Source organism: Deinococcus marmoris (assembly GCF_001949125.1).
Lineage (GTDB): Bacteria > Deinococcota > Deinococci > Deinococcales > Deinococcaceae > Deinococcus > Deinococcus marmoris_A.
The window spans coordinates 69108-85212 of sequence record NZ_MSTI01000062.1; the positions used below are offsets into that span (position 1 = coordinate 69108).

General features: G+C 61.9%; 14 protein-coding genes. 4 read left to right on the top strand and 10 right to left on the bottom strand.

The window, feature by feature from the left end; genetic code table 11:
* Positions 1–603 precede the first annotated feature (603 nt).
* Complete coding sequence (locus BOO71_RS08900) at positions 604–1623, top strand: aldo/keto reductase (RefSeq protein WP_075831576.1); 1020 nt, start codon at positions 604–606, stop codon at positions 1621–1623.
* Positions 1624–2021: 398 nt separating this feature from the next.
* Positions 2022–2618 (top strand): recombinase family protein, encoded by a 597-nt coding sequence (locus tag BOO71_RS08905; protein WP_075831577.1) that lies wholly within the window; start codon positions 2022–2024, stop codon positions 2616–2618.
* 24 nt (positions 2619–2642) lie between these two features.
* On the opposite strand, the gene BOO71_RS08910 is transcribed toward BOO71_RS08905, so the two are convergent.
* The 8 genes from BOO71_RS08910 to BOO71_RS08945 form a co-directional block, all read right to left on the bottom strand.
* A complete protein-coding gene (locus BOO71_RS08910; protein ID WP_075831578.1) occupies positions 2643–2972 on the bottom strand; it encodes a hypothetical protein in 330 nt (109 codons plus the stop codon).
* A 448-nt stretch (positions 2973–3420) separates the two neighbouring features.
* On the bottom strand, positions 3421–4077 hold the full coding sequence (locus BOO71_RS08915; protein ID WP_075831579.1) for a hypothetical protein: 657 nt from the start codon (positions 4075–4077) through the stop codon (positions 3421–3423).
* A 730-nt stretch (positions 4078–4807) separates the two neighbouring features.
* Positions 4808–5716: a DNA-binding protein gene (locus tag BOO71_RS08920; RefSeq protein WP_075831580.1), complete on the bottom strand. Its 909-nt coding sequence runs from the start codon at positions 5714–5716 to the stop codon at positions 4808–4810.
* Positions 5717–5908: 192 nt separating this feature from the next.
* Complete coding sequence (locus BOO71_RS08925) at positions 5909–6532, bottom strand: hypothetical protein (protein WP_075831581.1); 624 nt, start codon at positions 6530–6532, stop codon at positions 5909–5911.
* Positions 6533–6588: 56 nt separating this feature from the next.
* Positions 6589–7479 (bottom strand): hypothetical protein, encoded by an 891-nt coding sequence (locus tag BOO71_RS08930; protein WP_075831582.1) that lies wholly within the window; start codon positions 7477–7479, stop codon positions 6589–6591.
* A gap of 536 nt (positions 7480–8015) precedes the next feature.
* Positions 8016–8699 (bottom strand): hypothetical protein, encoded by a 684-nt coding sequence (locus tag BOO71_RS08935; RefSeq protein WP_075831583.1) that lies wholly within the window; start codon positions 8697–8699, stop codon positions 8016–8018.
* A complete protein-coding gene (locus tag BOO71_RS08940) occupies positions 8696–9583 on the bottom strand; it encodes a hypothetical protein (RefSeq protein WP_139322848.1) in 888 nt (295 codons plus the stop codon). Before BOO71_RS08940 ends, BOO71_RS08935 begins: the two co-directional genes overlap by 4 nt.
* Positions 9580–11025 carry a zinc ribbon domain-containing protein gene (locus BOO71_RS08945; protein WP_139322849.1) on the bottom strand — a complete coding sequence of 482 codons (1446 nt, stop codon included), beginning with the start codon at positions 11023–11025 and terminating at the stop codon, positions 9580–9582. The genes BOO71_RS08940 and BOO71_RS08945 overlap by 4 nt, the downstream gene beginning before the upstream one ends.
* A 196-nt stretch (positions 11026–11221) precedes the next feature.
* On the opposite strand from BOO71_RS08945, the gene BOO71_RS08950 reads away from it, so the two are divergent.
* The gene (locus BOO71_RS08950; protein WP_075831586.1) at positions 11222–12442 is read left to right on the top strand and encodes a Fic family protein; all 1221 of its coding nucleotides are present in this window, start codon (positions 11222–11224) and stop codon (positions 12440–12442) included.
* A 78-nt stretch (positions 12443–12520) separates the two neighbouring features.
* On the opposite strand, the gene BOO71_RS08955 is transcribed toward BOO71_RS08950, so the two are convergent.
* Entirely contained in the window at positions 12521–13126 is a 606-nt protein-coding gene (locus tag BOO71_RS08955; protein ID WP_075831587.1) for a hypothetical protein, read from the bottom strand.
* A gap of 220 nt (positions 13127–13346) precedes the next feature.
* On the opposite strand from BOO71_RS08955, the gene BOO71_RS08960 reads away from it, so the two are divergent.
* Complete coding sequence (locus BOO71_RS08960) at positions 13347–13916, top strand: hypothetical protein (RefSeq protein WP_075831588.1); 570 nt, start codon at positions 13347–13349, stop codon at positions 13914–13916.
* Here the strand turns inward: BOO71_RS08960 and BOO71_RS08965 are convergent.
* Positions 13885–14580, bottom strand: a complete 696-nt coding sequence (locus BOO71_RS08965; protein ID WP_075829950.1) for a hypothetical protein — start codon at positions 14578–14580, stop codon at positions 13885–13887. The genes BOO71_RS08960 and BOO71_RS08965 overlap by 32 nt on opposite strands.
* Positions 14581–16105 lie beyond the last annotated feature (1525 nt).

Below are 16105 nucleotides of genomic sequence, written 5' to 3' on the forward strand. Positions count from 1 at the left end.
TAACGCTCCTTTCGCCTTCCTGGCAGCCACCCGCCAGGAAGGCGGAGGACGCCAGCTCAGCCCCAGGCTGGACAGCCTGGGGCTAGACCAGTAGAAAAGCAGGACCAACTTGCTGTTGAAGCCTTGGGACGTCCGTCTGGATGTGAATTCACCGCTCAGGAACGGCAGGCTGAATATGCCCGGTATTCAGACTGAAGAACCCTGCACTGAAAGTACAGGGGTTCAAAGTGCGACTGAAAGTCGCCGTCAACGCCATAGCATTCCGCTCGTAAGCAGGTCACATCTTTAGCTCAATGTCCTGCTGACACGCCAAAGTTTCTCTTCTTACTGCCCAGCCGCTCAGTTTTTCGTGACGGCGCAGGTCTGAAAGACTTGCACTAAAGTGCATGGCTCATACCCAGCGGTTTCGGAGAGTTGACCTGGGGGCGTTGAGATTGACGCCCCCGAAATTCCTGTTTGTCTCGATTCTGAAATGCCCCACGCTGAGAAGGGGTTTTCGGGAACTTCCAAAAATTGCCGTCTGGGCCAGGAGATATCAAATGGATACTCTGGTTGCCGTAGGATCTAGCTTCACTACTCGCGTCAGGCCACAGGAGGCAAGACATGACCACGTACCGCAAACTGGGCCGCAGCGGCCTGCACCTGTTTCCGCTCGGACTCGGCACCATGCAATTTGGCTGGAGCGCCGATGAGCAGACCGCTTTCGAGATCATGGACGCCTACCACGCGGCGGGCGGCAATTTTCTGGACACCGCCGACGTGTACTCTGCCTGGGCCAAGGGCAATCCGGGTGGCGTGTCCGAAGAAATTATTGGCAGATGGGTTAAAGCGCGGGGCAACCGCGACGACCTGGTGATCGCCACCAAAGTGCGCGGCGCGATGGGCGAGGGATTCTCTCAGGGCCGGGGCACCGTCCACCAGCGCGAGGGCCTGTCGCGCAAGTGGATTCTCAGGGCCTGCGAGGACAGCCTGAAACGCTTGCAGGTGGATCATATTGACCTCTATCAAGTTCACTGGATTGATAACCAGACGCCGATTGAGGAGACCCTCTCGGCCCTGACCGATCTGGTGCGGCGCGGCTACGTGCGCTACCTGGGCTGCTCCAATTACAGCGCTTGGCGGTTGATGGAGGCGCTGTGGACGAGCGACAGGAAGAATCTGGAGTCGTTCGTCAGCATCCAGCCAGAATACAGTCTGCTCTCCCCCACCCGCGCCAACTTTGAACGTGAGTTACAAAAAGCCTGTGTGGCCTACGGTGTGGGCATCGTCCCCTGGAGTCCGCTGGGCGGGGGTGTACTAACGGGCAAATACAAACGTGATGCAGCCCTGCCCGAAAGTGTGCGGGCCGATGAGAACGCGCGGCGACGCTTCAGCGACAAGAACTTTGACATCGTGGAAACGCTGCAAACCGTCGCCGACGCCCATCAGGCCAAGCCCGCGCAGGTGGCCCTGGCCTGGCTGCTGGCCCAGCCGGGCATGACCGCGCCCATTGTCGGGGCCAACTCGGTGGCGCAGCTTCAAGAACTGCTGGGGACCACCGAACTGCAACTGGGTCAGGATGACCTGAACAACATCAGTCAGGTGAGCGACTGGGAACGGGCGAGAACAGATCTGGAGAACTGAACCTGTCTTGCTCAGAAAGCTCAGGCACCTGAAACGGATATCCGAGCCTTTCATAGATCTACACAGCCTTGAGCGGGTTAGAAACAATACGCGATATGTCCCAGCGGGGGACTTGGCTGTCATCGCATTTGATGTTCTAATCCCTCAAACGATTTGGCTCTAATCTCGGTTTTCGCCAATTGCAGTCCTGTGCTGATAGCCGGGCCACAACTTCTTGGGGCCGCCCCTCAGTGCTTTCAGGAGAGTCAACATGAGGTCAAGTCTCAACCCACCACTCCTTTTTGGTTCTTTTACTCGGTCTTCGCTGATGGTGTCCCGGTTAAACTTAAGTTCTTCTGGGACAGCATCAAGCTTCCACAAACACAGCGTTTTTCAGGTCTGAAAACGGGAGGGTTCAAATGGGACAGCGCGCCGCCATCTACTGCCGGGTTTCTACGGCAGATCAATCCTGCGAACGCCAGGAGCGTGACCTGCTGGCCTTTGCCGTTCGCGCCGAGTATGAAGTCGTGGCGGTCTTCAAAGAAATCGCTTCAGGCAGTCGGAATGACCGCATGGAACGTACCAGGGTCATGACCTTGGCCCAGGACCGGCAGATCGGCGCGGTGCTGGTCACCGAACTGACCCGCTGGGGGCGCTCCACGATGGATTTACTGGGGACGTTGCAGGAGCTGGAAAGCTACGGTGTCTCGGTGATCGCACAGACAGGGTTGCAATTCGATCTGCGCGCACCTCAAGGCAAGCTGTTCGCAGCCTTGATGGCGGCGCTGGCAGAATTTGAACGGGATCTGCTGCGGGAGCGGGTGCGCTCAGGAGTGGCTGCCGCGCAGGAACGGGGGGTTCGCCTCGGACGGCAGCCGGGGGTCCGGGTCAAGGCGGATCGGTATACTGCCAGGGTGCTAAAGCTGCGGGCAGCAGGCGGCTCGTACCGCCAGATCGCGCGCGATCTGGGACTGAGCAAAAACACCGTCATGGAGATTGTTCAGCGGCATCGTTAGAACGAAGAAACGGCTTGAGGCAGATCAGGCTGGAACCTCAGATTTTTCCTTAGCGTAGTAGGGCGCACGGATCTTGAGGTGACCCCTGACAGGCCGGGCGCGGGTGCTGGCCCGCTCGACCGTGGCGGCTTTGATGTGCTGCGTACCCAGGGTCATGGTCCGTGCGGACATCAGCGCGTTCGTGAAATGAAAGTCAAAATACATCAGGTCATCATCGAAGATGTGCTGTCGTTCCGAGTCCTGGGAAATCCGTGTGTGAACGTCGCGGGAACCGTTCCACCGGTATTCTGCCCTGATGCCAACGTTGATCTCAGCCTGGAGGGCCTTTAAAAAAGAGTCGGGAGGAGAAATCATAACGACAGTGTTTCTTGGCTTTCAGGGTGTCGTGTGGGCCGGCTGCCTTGCGAGCGCTCGCGTAATGTAGACGGAGTCGACGGAAGATGTATTGGACGGTATGCGGACAGGTTTTCTCCTCCAGGGCTTAAAACGCAGAGTCCAAATGAAGTTCAGAGCAAACAGCTGATCGCTGGCCAGAGCGTAGGCAAAGGTGCGGGGATGGCTTGAAGGGGCGGGAAATAGATAGCATATACCATCCGATATGAGATGTAGAAAGTCAGGTCTGTCCCTTCCTTATGGCAGTTCAGGGACGGCAAGTGTCAACTGCCGCCCCTTCCTCTGCACGCGCTGCACTCCAAGCGCACCCACACGCCGCATGTCGCCAGATGCAAAGGGGCAGACCTGATTCGAGTGAAACTGAGCCTTTCCAGCGCACCTTTATGCCGTATGGCTCAATATCTGCTGATTAACGAAACTGCCGTTCGGACAGCGTCCGGACATGCTTGGCAATCCACTCCGGCCGGAGTTGAATTTGACGCAGGAGGTCCATGGCCCGAAGTTCACCCCGTAAAGAGACACCCTGTGCGGCGCGCAGTTCCAGTTTTGCGATGAGCACTCCTGGATTGGCAGCAATCCCTTCCAAGGCTGCGGGATCGGCGAGTTCTGTCGGCTTCAGCAGCAGGGCGCGAACCAGGTGTGCGACAGCGCGGTAATCGTCCATACACTGCCGTGCGGCCTGATTGGCATCAAACTCAGTTTGCAGCAGTTGTTGAATGTGATCATCGGAGTCGCCGACAGGTCCATAGTAGTATCGTTCAACTGCCACAGTCGAATCGAAATGTCTACTCCACACGACCTGCAGTGTCACTCCGCGCTTGCGCGCCACGACTTTGGCGGCTTCAATTCCGCCTATGTCGTATGCCTCCCTCACCAGGTTCGACCCACCGAGAACCGGAGTCTTTGGGGCCAAACGGAGGCGCACGCCGGCGGCATAGGCACGCAGAGCGCTGGTCAGGTTGTACTCGATTCGGACAGCCGGTTCAATAACCTGCGGCTTGGTCACCACTGTTTTTGATGTATGGTCATCGGTGGATGTTTCGGACGTGCTGTGTGGGTCTGACATTGCAGAACCTCCTAAAGTTGGAGTTGAGACATCGCATGGAATCAGGGTCATTCCCCCATGCCTACGTGACGTGAGTGGTTTTTTGAGCGGGGCGGCCTATCACAAGACGTGGGCGTTGGTGTGGGCGAACTTGAGGGCATCACGGGTGCCGGGTGACGAATAACCAGAATTCGTATCCGGTAGGCAGCACGCAAGAAGGCTTGCCAGACCTGGTCCGGTTCTCTTTCCTTATGGTGGGCCAGCAACAGACCACCAGCACCACCCATCAGCTCGACCCGTTCACGCACCACGCTCTAATTCCAGCTGCTCGAACGCCGCGATCGCGCGCCGCTCATGTCACAGCTGGCACTCGTCGATGCCCATCCAGGGGGCCACCCCTGGACCCTCGGTTTAGGCATCATTAAGGACCATGTAGCGCGCCGCCTCAGACAGTTCGATCGCCAGCGCCCGGACGCCAGCCGCCACAGGCGGTCCCGCCTGTTCCAGATAGGACTCTTCTTCGTTTTCATCATTGTCTCCGTGGGGTTAGACCGTCCCCCGTCCTGCACACTGGTACAGGCGTTTTTGAGCAAATTTTGAGACCAGACCGCCACCAGTTCAGTAGTCAGAACGTTATGTCCATACCGTTGGAGTGGCTGAACTTGTGGCTTTCTACACCGGTTTCAACGGTGTTCTAGGGTTTCCCTGCGGCCTGCGGCGGACGCGCTCGAATCGGGTAGGGAGCTTTAACCTACTCAGCTTTCGGGGACGCGGAGTGGGCCAGCATCTGCTCCAGCAATCGCGTCTGAGTCTCCAGTTGTTCCCGCATCATCGTCAGTGCGCCCTGGGCCTGCGCGGCCTCGCTCCTCACCTGATCGAGCTGATCGCGCAGGTCTGCGGCACTGACCTTGGCCTCCTGGCGAATCACCTGCACCTCGGCTGCCGCGCCCTCAGCGCGCTCACGCTCGTCCGCCACCTGACGCTCTAGAGCCGCCCGCATCTCCATCAGCCGCTGTTCGGCCTGCTGCTCGGCATGGTTCACCACATCGGCATGGTGGTGTCGCTCGGATGCCACCGTGGCGCGCTGCTGGTCCAACTCGCTTTTCAGATCAGCGTTGTGCGTCTCCTGCGCTGCCGCAAGGGCCGACGCCGTCTGCCGAGCCTCACGCTCCTGGGCCAGTTGGCTTGCCAGCACGATCCGCTCTGCATCGGCGTCACGCCCGCGCTGCTGCGTCTCAGCGAGTTGCTCCTGGCATTCAGCCACCTGCTCGGTCAGCATTTCGTTGATGATGGCCAACGCGTCAGCCATCTCACCGGCTGCGTCGCGGTCCGCCTCCGCCGCCAGCACCTGCTGCCGGCAGCCCTCGCGTTCGATCTGCAACCGGGTCTCGGCCACTTCAGTCGCCGCCGTCCACAGTCCACGCGTGGCCGTTTCCAGCTGCGCGGCCAGCCGGTCAGGCAGTGCGGCCAGCGGCACCAGTTGGGGGACGGCCTGCTCAGGGTGATCCAGCAACCAGACGTCAAGGAACTTCTTGACTGTGGTAAACGATCCCCGGCCCACTTCCTTCTGGACGGACGTCAACGACACCCGTTCACCCCGCTCCCGCAGGGCCTGTGCAGCTTGTGCGACGTCTTCTATCGTGATTCCCGGTCTTGCCATTGTCACCTCGTGTGTAAGTTCATTACGACTTTTTACGTAATTACGGTGTAATACGTTAGATTCCAGTGTCGATGCGGTGCGCCTCTGTTGCCTTCGTTTACAGCCCACGCGTGGCCGTATTCAGCTACGTCTCCCGAACGCATAGCGCCACACGGCTTTCCACTCCGCTATGCAAGGCACAACTCCTGAGCTTCATTCCGTGTCGTCTTCACCAGCGACGCGGGCAAGCACGGCACGCAGAAGTTGCCGGGCGTCGTCGTGGTGGCGGGCGACTTTGCGGCGGCTGTGGCCCCGGGAGACCATTTGCTGAACCGAGAGGGCGGAGGGGGAAGCGAGCTGGCCCGGCGTGACGGTATCGCCATACATGGGGTGGTACCCCACTGTGAATTTGTCAGCCCCGCCCAGCAAAACCATGAACAGCACCCCGTTCTGGAGTGGTACGCCGAAAAATGTGGTGCCCTGCGGCACAGCGAACAGCAACGCACCGCTAAACGGCTCGAAGCTGCGCACATGCAGCCCACGAAATTCGCACCACAGCGGGGGAACGGGGCGAGGGTCCGTGCTGGCCTGCGCGAGCGTGGCAGACGTGAATTGCTGATGATCGAGCGTGATCGTCTCCGCGCCCAGCAGCGCAGCCGTGAAGTGCCGGTTGAAATCGAGGTGGATCTGAAGACCGTGGAAGGGCTCAGCTTTTTTTCCGGTCAGCTGAGTCAACAGCAAGTGGAGCGGAGGGGTGGTTGCCCAGTGGTAGGTCAGGCCGACGCGGGCGTCGGCCTGCAACTGGTCCAGGTAGGAATGGGGTGGGTCCATGATCATGGTTGGCTCCTGTCGTCCGGGGAAGAAAGAGGGCTAACGTTGCGGTGAGCGGGCGCTCAGGTGGATCGGCGGTGAAAGCTGGTTCCTTCGAACTCCTCGATCGCGCGCTGTTCATGCCACAGCCGCCACTCGTAGATGCACATGCGAGCCACCCAGTCCGGCACCGGCTGACCCGTCCGGGCGAGTTTCTGCATCTGCCGACGCACCGCCCCCGTGTCCCGATATTCACCCGGCGACGCCTGCCGGAAAATCCTGAGCCAGGCCCCCGCCACCAGCCGCCGGGTGCTGTCGTTTGCCTCCTTGAGCTGTGGCTGCGGCTGCACATGCGTCAGCTCAGCCCACACCGCGCAGTACAGGGCATCCGCACTGATATTGAGCACGCCGTCGCGGTGTCGGTTGCATCGGGTCTCCAGCCTTGCCAGGTGATAGAGGGAGTGCGCCACGACATCGCGCCCCAGCACGCCTTCGATCTCCTCCAGGGTTTTGCACAACCAGTGCACCTCCTCGACCACCTGCCCGGCCTCCTCAGTTCGGCGCGTCACTATGTGGCCGCCACCGGCCCGTCGGTGCACTGTCAAATGCTCGGTCCGCGTAGGCGACGCAGGGTCCGGGGTGAGCAGCAACCCAGGCGGCGTACTGGTCACGGCCAACAGGGTATCTGCCGGCGTGAGGACCGGTGTGCCGTTCGATGGGAACGGAACCTTTTTCTTCTTTGTGTGGTTTCCGTTGCGCCTGGTCAGATCCCCCACCATCAGCTCCGACACGTTGTTGCCAGCGTCGGCCCTCCAATCCACCGTGGCCTGCTCACGCCCAATGACAGCGGCGGGGCTTTTTTCCGGAGCGGAGGTGGCGGACCATTCGGTGCGCATGGGCGCGGCGACACCGATCCCACCCTTGACCAGCAAATTGCTGGTCAGCTCGAGTACGGGGTTCGTTTTCATCTTCATGTGGTCTCCTGAGTGAACACGGGCCGGTCCCGGCCCTGGACTGCAGATTGACACTGGCGCGCAATCAGGGCTGGGGTGGTGGGGCGGCCAGAACACTTGAAAAGTGAAGTGGAGAAAAGACGGAAACGCCGTCTGGCACGCAGATTTAAATGCATTTGCGCCAAGCAGATCTCCTTTGGGCCTGCCGCATGGCTATGGCAGACAAACTGTCCTGGTCGAGATTCGCACCCACCTTTATTAAATCTTCATGCTTTTTTTCCACCACGCCGGAAGCATCTTTCAGCTCAAAAACAACACTGAAATCGCCTTCAAAGCCTCAGCTTTATTCCCTTTCATACGGATTCCGTTCGTTTCGTGCAGGAATCGGGATAGCGCCAATCCCTCCAATCCACGTCCTGAACCCGTTTTTCTCCTGCGCGCTGCTCGGATTTCCAGGTGTTTTCAACATCTTTCAATCGGAGTCCATATCAGGACCACTCCCGCGCGCCTTGCTTCCAGCCCATCAACTCAGCTGACCCTGACCGCTCTGTACATAGTCAATGCACTGGGTCCATCAACCGCCGCACCGCCTCAGAGGACGGCCACGTCTCCTCATCCAGACCACGCAACAATTGCGCCGTCGGCCACGCGTCCCAGCGCAATTCGACGTCAATCAGCCAGCCATCGACACCGTTGTAGGATCCACGCTCGATAGAGGTCCAGCCCGTGATACTCGCCCCGCTCAGGTCCAGTTCAGGCACCAGGTCTTGGCCGCCCGCTGTGCGCGCCCATACCGAAGCGGCCCAGCGTGGAAGCTGCTCCGCGTCCACGGAAAGTACGCCAGGCACCCCCACCAGTTGCAGCGTTTCCAGGGTCACCGGCGAAATCAAGGTGTCGCCAGCAACCGCCACCGGCTCTGCCACGGTCACAGGCTGCCCCGCCCGCGCGATCCGGCTACGCTGATCCTTGATGGCGTGGTGCAGCATGCCGCTGGGCGCCGTCGCCAGTGGCGGCAGACCCATCAGTGCCCACAGTTCGGCCGCCGCGCTGCGATCGGCGTGATCTGCGCCGCCCAGCAGAGCAGAGAGCGAGGTGTCCTGACCGTCCAGCGCAAGCATGGCCTGATCCACGCAGGCCTGGCGCACCACGCGGGACTGGCGAATCAGCTCGTCGAGGGCCTGCTCCTGAACAGGGGTGGGGGTGAGCGGAATGGTGTAGGTATGGTTCTGTGGGTTGGTCATTGATGTACTCCTTTACGGTCCGCGCTCAGTGCGCGGTAGACGGTGTGAGTGATCCAGGTCCGGCCTGCCGCGACAGGCCGCTCCCAGCGGGAGGTATATAAGGGCGATTCGCGCAGCAGCACCTCGATTACGCCAGCATCACGGGTCCGCCAGGCAATCAGCCGGGCCGCCGCAAACACAGCCTCCGACGGACTGGGGTAGCCGCTGGTGTCGCCGTCAATGAGAAGGCGGCGCACTTTGGTCCCGTTGCGCTGACCCAGCAGTGCGGAAAGGACATCAGCAACTGGGCGGGCCGCAGGTCTGAAACAGGGAGGCGGTGACCCTGGGTCCAGATCCCGACGCAACTGGGCGAGTTCAGCACGGCGCAGCGCTATTTCAGGAGGGGTCTCCGGCCAGCGGACACCGGTGATCGCCAGAAAGCCTGTGGTGATCAGCTCCACGGACAGGTCATTCACTTTTCCGCGCCGCGCGCCAGGCGCAACGGTGCTAGCGGCCAGCAAATGCAATCCACCGCCACTAACACTGACCTCGGCGTACGTGTTCAATTCATCCACCAGCACGGCGGCAGACGGGAGAAGCTGACCGTTCACGATCACGTCATCGAGGTCCAGCGCGCACAGCGGTTGACCAGCCACCACGGGTGTGCGCTCATCCAGCACGAAGCCGATGCCATCCGCGCGGCCAATTTGCCAGAGGGCCAGCGCTTCCGCAAACCGCAGGTGATGCGCCTGGGCTTGGGGGCTGACCGGGTATAGCCGCCCCCCAGCCCAGCGCGACGGGCATTTTCCCATTCGGCCCGAAACACGTCGCGTTAACTGATACGGCAGGTAAGAGCGGGCATCACGCAGTTCAACAGGCCAGCCTGCTTCCAGTGCAGCGCTCACGGTCCGCCCAGCAGCGCCTGACCGCGCGCACGGATGACCGCTGCCGCATTGGCGTCGGCGGCCAGGCTGTATCCACAGACCACGCAGCAAAACCGTTTCCCGGACAGGGGCCGCGCCCCCACCCAACCGCAGCGGCTACAGGTCCGCGACGTATACGCCGGTTGCACTTTCACCACCCGAACGCCGTGGTGCGGAGCCAGGGCGTCCACCCAGTCCAGCCAGGCGAGAAGCCCCACATCCTGGGCGTAGCTGGCAAAGCGCGATCCCCGCCGGGTGAATCCGCCCCAGGCCATCTGTTCCAGTGCGACGACGCGGTGACGCAAGACCAGCGCCAGTTGTGCCTCGTAAATCGGCAGGAGGCGCATGAACAGGCTGCGTCGGTGTTCGGCCCGCGCCCGCGCGAGATCAGCAGGCTGGAGGTGATTCCCCTGCTGGGCGTTAAGCGTCGGCGCAGCAAAATCACCCCGGAATGGGCGGGGGACAAGAGCTGCCTGATGCGTAGTGGCCACCGCAAACGGGTACCGGTAACCGAGATCAACGCCGATCACGTCATCCTGGGTCCAACGCGGAAATGGAACATCCGCGACATCAAAAGCCCACTGTGCTGCCCAGCGAGGCGGCAATCCTTCCGCGCCAGGAACATGGCGAAAAACCACCCGCTCACGGCTGACCAGATCACGGTCACTGGGCGCACCCGGATCAGGCAAGGCAGATCGTAGCCCGACACGCGCGCGGCGGCTGAACAGTTCCGCCGCCGCGCCACCGTCCCCCTGATCGAGCCAGCGGCGCTCCAGCGCGTCAAGCCGTGCCCCTTCCGCCTCGACGCGCCGGCGCTGACGCCGAATCATGGCGCGCCAGTAGGCCCTGGGCAGAAAGAGATCAGCGGACAGTCCACCCATCACACCCACCACCGACAGCGTCACGGGATCGCCGATCTGGACCGAATTGTCCAGGTGCAGTTCCACCGCACGGTCTAGCGTCCAGCGACCCGGCTCAGCCCCAGTTCGGCGCAAGCGCCACTCGCGGGCCGTTTCGGCCACCATCCAGCGCAGGGCACTGGACGCGACGAACTGACCCCAGCCCAGTGCGTCACGGGCCACGCGGAACTCGGCGTCCAGCGCCCTGAGCGTGAGATCCGGCGGCCCAGACCCCGATGAGGGTGGACCCTCGTGCCATTGACCACTGGCAATGGCGGTCAGCGTGGCCGCGCCGCCGGCGGCGCGGTGATGCAGATACGTGACCAGCGCGTGCTGGGCAACGAGCAGCACGCGCCACATTTCATGGAGTTGTGCAGCCTGATCGACAGAAGGATGGATGGGCGTGGTCAGGACCACGGTGGGCTGGAGGTATTCCGGAGGCTTTTTCGATGTGGGGGCGGCGGACCGCCCAGGCGGCTCCCCGCTGCGGCGCAACGCCGCCAACTTGCTTTTATTTTTTGACACACCCTTACTCTTCAGTTCCTGATGTTCAGGGCTTCTTTATCCCTTCCCTCCTCTCCCCCGTGTCCACTGGCCTTCCTCCTCTATTTCTTTCGCCGTCCAACCGTCTTCGTGGCCCCGCTCCAAATGCCAGAGGATGCGGTGATTTCCAGGACAAATCGTCGCACCTTATGCGGTGATTTCCTGATAAAATCACCGCATGCCCCGCTACATCCACGATTTAGACGACTGGAGCGCGTTCCACTGGGACGTGGCGGCACTCTCTGGCCTGCTCGAACAGGTCAATTTCCGCCGGGGCGCGCTGGTGGGCCAGCTCCAGGTCCTCGGCTCCCTGGCCCGCCAGGACACCCTGATGTCAGCGGTGACCGATGACGCGGTCCGCTCGAGCCGCATTGAGGGCGAAATCATCGACGCCGCTGAAGTACGGTCCTCCGTGGCCCGCCGCCTGGGCCTGTCTTTCGCGGGCTTACCCGAACCGAGCCGGGCCGTCGACGGCGTGGTTGCCATGACCCTGGACGCCACCGAACTCAGCGCGGAGCCGCTTACCGCTGGACGGCTGTTCCGCTGGCACCACGCCCTGTTTCCCGGTGGGCAGAGCGGCGTCACCCCGATCACCACCGGGGCCTACCGCACCGATGAGGCCGGTCCAATGCAGGTGGTCGGCAACCGCCTGAACCGGCCCCAGGTGCATTTCGAAGCGCCGGACGCAGGACGCCTGAACGCCGAGATGACCGCCTTCCTGCGCTGGTTCGAAGCCCGGACGCCAGAAGACCCGGTGGTCAAGGCGGGACTGGCCCATCTGCGTTTTCTGACCATCCATCCCTTCGAGGACGGCAACGGCCGCATCGCGCGCGCGCTGACCGATCTGCAACTGGCCCGCGCTGACCGCCGCAGCCAGCGCTATTACTCGCTCTCCCGGCAGATCGAAACGCACCGCAGCGGGTACTACCAGGTGCTCGAACGCACCCAGCGCCAGGCGGATCAGAACGTCACCGTGTGGCTGACCTGGTTTCTGGAGCGCGTTCTGGGCGCGCTCGCCCACACTGAGGTGGCCCTGGCCACCGTGCGCGCCCGCCACCTGTACTTGGAAGGGCACCGTGCCGTGGCGCTCAACGCCCGGCAAAAAACAGTCCTGGGGCGGTTGTTTGAGGGTTTTGAGGGCAAACTCAGCACCCAGAAGTACGTCCGGTTGGTGGGAAAAGAGACCGTCCCTGGGCAGTCTGGACGCGGGCCGATCAGCACCGACACGGCCCTGCGGGACCTCGAGGAGCTGGTGCAGGCCGGGATGCTCGTGCGTCGGGGCCAGGGACGGGGTGTCCACTACCTGGTGCCTCTCCCCGTGGCGGCCAGCGGTCTGAACGCCGAGCTGTTTGTCGTTCAGGAGGGCCAGGGGGACTCAACCTGGCACGTTCAGGAATGACGCTGCCCACAGAAGCGGGGTCCGCAAACCAGCGAGGCGGGCCGCGCTGCATTCGCGCGGCCCGCCTCACTCCGTGGTCTACTGGATCAAATCAGCCTCCAGATCCTGCACCACCTGGCGCAAGTGAGCCACCACCGGGCCAAGGACAATCGGCCCGGCCAGCGTCAACCACTCGATCTGCAGCGTGCAGCCCAGCGTTTCCAGGTGGGCGATCACTTTTTTGAGATCGTCGATGATTCCCTGTCGCAGCGACTGGTAGTGCTGGACATGCGTCACCAGCTCATTCAGCATCGCCGCACCCGCAGCTACCATCACGTCCACCACCACGCACAAGGCATCATCGTCATGGCGCAGCACCTCGCGCAACGGGCTGAACCGGAGCGCCAGACAGCCCCGCTCGATCACCAGGTCACCGAGCAACACCCCGACGGTGGCCTCGCTGCACACCTGATGGTACGCGTGGATGGTGTCGGGCGATTCGCCGCTGCGCAGGCGCTCGGCCAGCCACGGCACCGCGTACGCGTCCATGAACACCGCGTGGGTCAGGTGGTTGGCGGGCAACTGCGCGGGGACCGGGGTGTCGGCGAGCAGCGCCTCGCGCAGGTCAGGCAGTTCGGCGTGGTCCGGGCGTTCTTGCAGCAACTGAGCGCCGATGGCCTGGATGTGGGTCTGGGGGTTAACCATGACCACACCCTGGCACGCCCCTTTTTCAACGTTTTTTGCCCACCGCTTCGGCCACCCGCTTGAAACAAGTCATCTTGACCCCCTCCTGACGACTGATCGCATGTCGTCTACAACGCTCTTTTGCACGTTCGGAGCTTTCCAGGTCTTTTCACCTCCTCCCCGTGTCCACTGGCACTTCCACTGAAAAAGTCTTCGTGGGGGCACGGCTAGCGTGTTTTCCATGACCCCCACCCCCACCGAAGCCCTGCTCGACGATCTGGTTGTCGATCACGTGCTGAGCGCCGGACAAATCAAACGTCGCTACGGCCTGCGGCTCAACCCGGCCAGGATCCACGCCCTGGGTCTGACCCCCATCGAACGTGTGATGGTGACCGTGCATGGTGCCCCCGCGTCCGTCCGCGCTGTCCAGTTCGTCGCCCTGGAGTCTCGCTGGGCGCGGCAGGAGAGCTGGGCATTGGGCCACCTTGCCGGCGTCGCCGAGGCGCGCACCCTGACCAACAACCCGCGCGCGCTGTGGCGCTCAGAAGCGGGACGGCTGGACAGTGCCCGACCGGATGCCATTTATCTGATGGAACGGGGGATGGCCGCAGTAGAATTTGATACTGGCAGTTACGACAACGCCACCGTGCGGCGTAAACTGCGCGAATTTGGCCGCAGCTACGCCCACGTGATCTATGCGGTCAGCGGTCAGCGGCGTCTGACATACGTCAGACGCCGCCTGGCGATCGAGTGGCCATCAGCAGATGACCAGAAAAGGTTTACCCTGGTTCATGCCCCCTGGTGGGCCTGACCCGGCGCGGGCGGCCCGCGTAGGGCAGTGGAGCTATCTTTGGCGCGGGCGGAGGTGGCGGCGGCGGGATGATCTGCATGCGCACCACCTCCACGCACCACGAATTGGCCGCCTCGACGCAACGGGTCCGCCGCAAATCTGGCGTGAAAATCACCAGACGGCCCTGCGCCTGAGACAGTTCCAGACGGTACTGGCCAATCAGCCGCCAGAGCGAGCGCGACGAATATCCCCGCGCCCGCCCGCACACGTAATACGGCACGCCATCAGGCGCGCGAAGTACATGCAAGTTGCGCCGCCGCAGCCCCTCATACACCCAATCACGCTCACTCTGCAACCACGAAATCGCACGGGCGACGTAGGCGTGATCTGCAGCGGAATCCGGACTGGGACGGTTGTGGGCGGAGCGGCCCACCCGCACCAGTCCCGCTGGGCCAGGCACCAGGACTGGCCCCCACGACATCGGATAACGGTGCAGCAGTTCGGCGGTCAGCAGCGTCGCCACATCTGCAGGTGTGGCCAGCAGCAGGGCGTCGGCCTCAAACAGTCCACGCCAGTCGAGCACGGCGGCGAACGCCTCCTGCTGGGGTGGGGTCAGGGCGAGGTTGACGTTGCGGGGATCAGGTTGCAGATTCCAGGCGGTGACGATCAGGAGTGGAGGGGGCATACCTCCATAAATAGCTGCAAAGGCTCAAGCGCGGGCGAAAAATATGGACGGGGCGAGGCCGCAGCAGGAGCGTCAGGGTAGATTTTAGAGTTACGGACGTCGGTTCACGCGGGCAAATTTAGACCCCAGAACCGCTGCAAGCGCCAGTTGACCGCAAAACGTAGATTGAACTACATAGATTGGAAAAAGCGAGGCCAGGCGCTGTTTGACCTGTCTTTTTGCGATGAGCAGACCTCTATGACAGCAGAAGAACTGTAGATGGAACCGAGTGGCCCAGCGGCACCCAGAAAAGTGACAGCATTCACGGTTCAGCCCGCACCAGACCTCAGCCTGAAAATTGCAGAGAGGGACGGGCGGAGTAGTCCTGCCCTTCGCCTCATCCAGCACTCGCCTGATGCCCTGCCAGCACCACACCCTAGCTTTTCAGCTTAATCCCCACGCCGCTGGCAATCGTTGGCTGAGGCCTGCGCCTGTGCTGTCCAGCCGAACGCTCCAAACATTCTGGTGTTGCGCCCATGGGCCGGATGTCCATGGCGCAAAGCCGCTCCCCAGATCAGGCCGTGAATGACACCGAGGAACATCGAAGTGGCAGAGTTTTTCGGGTCCAATGATGGGGCCAGGCCACCCTCGAACGCTCCCCAAACAGTTACCTGTGGCCGAACGTAACCTAAACTACACAGGGGCGTATAGAGTACGCCTGGGCGCGGTCTGAACCGTCTATGTGCGTTCGGCAGTCTTCTCCGACAGCAGAAGGGATGCAGGTGGTGTCGAGGTTTCGGAAGCATGTGACAATGTGGGCGCACGTCCATTTCGTTCCATCCGGATTGGTTTTCAGGCCGCCCATCCTGGGACAGATCATGCCTCCTCTCCCCTGCCCCATTCACACTGAACTGGAAAGGCCGGGTGACCGTAGCGCCAAGGCTGTCGTTTCGAGTGGTGATGTCTCTGATGAGAAAATCAGGGGAAAAGTTCGTTTCAGATGGTCAATTTCCGCTCCCACCCCTCCTGTCTTCAATGAGGGAAACCGTTCAGTGCGCCATCTCTACGGAATCATGCCGCGTGTTGGTTGAGGGCCAGCTCAGGCGTCTACTGACGGGAACCCTGTCTCCGATGAAGGGACCATCCAGACCAACCTCTCTCATACCCTGGATTCCGCTCCCGTTCGTTTTCCAAACAGAAAAGTGCCGGCAACCCCTTCCTGCCAGGATGTCGCTATGCAGTTTTATCGAGGCCCCCGCTGATGGTGCTGGCCCCGGTCAGTGCGACCCGCTCCACTGCGCCCACCAGCCGCAATGTGGACGTACGACTCGGCCAGATCCATTTGGTCTACACGGCCACCAGTCCGCTGACGCTCCCCCACGGCTCAGACCTGCGCGTCCTGCTCGCGCTGATGACGCACGCCGCTGACGACGGCCAGGTTCAGGTCGGTCTCCCCACATTGCTGCGAACGGCGGATATGGGGATGGGCAGGCGGCAACATGTTGCGCTGTTCGGCGCGCTGGATCGCCTTCGGGAGGTGAGGTAC

What these genes read in the sequence shown, in the direction of transcription:
- BOO71_RS08900 (WP_075831576.1), top strand. Translation starts at nt 604, where the DNA reads ATGACCACGTACCGCAAACTGGGCCGCAGCGGCCTGCACCTGTTTCCG.
- BOO71_RS08905 (WP_075831577.1), top strand. Translation starts at nt 2,022, where the DNA reads ATGGGACAGCGCGCCGCCATCTACTGCCGGGTTTCTACGGCAGATCAA.
- BOO71_RS08910 (WP_075831578.1), bottom strand. Translation starts at nt 2,972, where the DNA reads ATGATTTCTCCTCCCGACTCTTTTTTAAAGGCCCTCCAGGCTGAGATC.
- BOO71_RS08915 (WP_075831579.1), bottom strand. Translation starts at nt 4,077, where the DNA reads ATGTCAGACCCACACAGCACGTCCGAAACATCCACCGATGACCATACA.
- BOO71_RS08920 (WP_075831580.1), bottom strand. Translation starts at nt 5,716, where the DNA reads ATGGCAAGACCGGGAATCACGATAGAAGACGTCGCACAAGCTGCACAG.
- BOO71_RS08925 (WP_075831581.1), bottom strand. Translation starts at nt 6,532, where the DNA reads ATGATCATGGACCCACCCCATTCCTACCTGGACCAGTTGCAGGCCGAC.
- BOO71_RS08930 (WP_075831582.1), bottom strand. Translation starts at nt 7,479, where the DNA reads ATGAAGATGAAAACGAACCCCGTACTCGAGCTGACCAGCAATTTGCTG.
- BOO71_RS08935 (WP_075831583.1), bottom strand. Translation starts at nt 8,699, where the DNA reads ATGACCAACCCACAGAACCATACCTACACCATTCCGCTCACCCCCACC.
- BOO71_RS08950 (WP_075831586.1), top strand. Translation starts at nt 11,222, where the DNA reads ATGCCCCGCTACATCCACGATTTAGACGACTGGAGCGCGTTCCACTGG.
- BOO71_RS08955 (WP_075831587.1), bottom strand. Translation starts at nt 13,126, where the DNA reads ATGGTTAACCCCCAGACCCACATCCAGGCCATCGGCGCTCAGTTGCTG.
- BOO71_RS08960 (WP_075831588.1), top strand. Translation starts at nt 13,347, where the DNA reads ATGACCCCCACCCCCACCGAAGCCCTGCTCGACGATCTGGTTGTCGAT.
- BOO71_RS08965 (WP_075829950.1), bottom strand. Translation starts at nt 14,580, where the DNA reads ATGCCCCCTCCACTCCTGATCGTCACCGCCTGGAATCTGCAACCTGAT.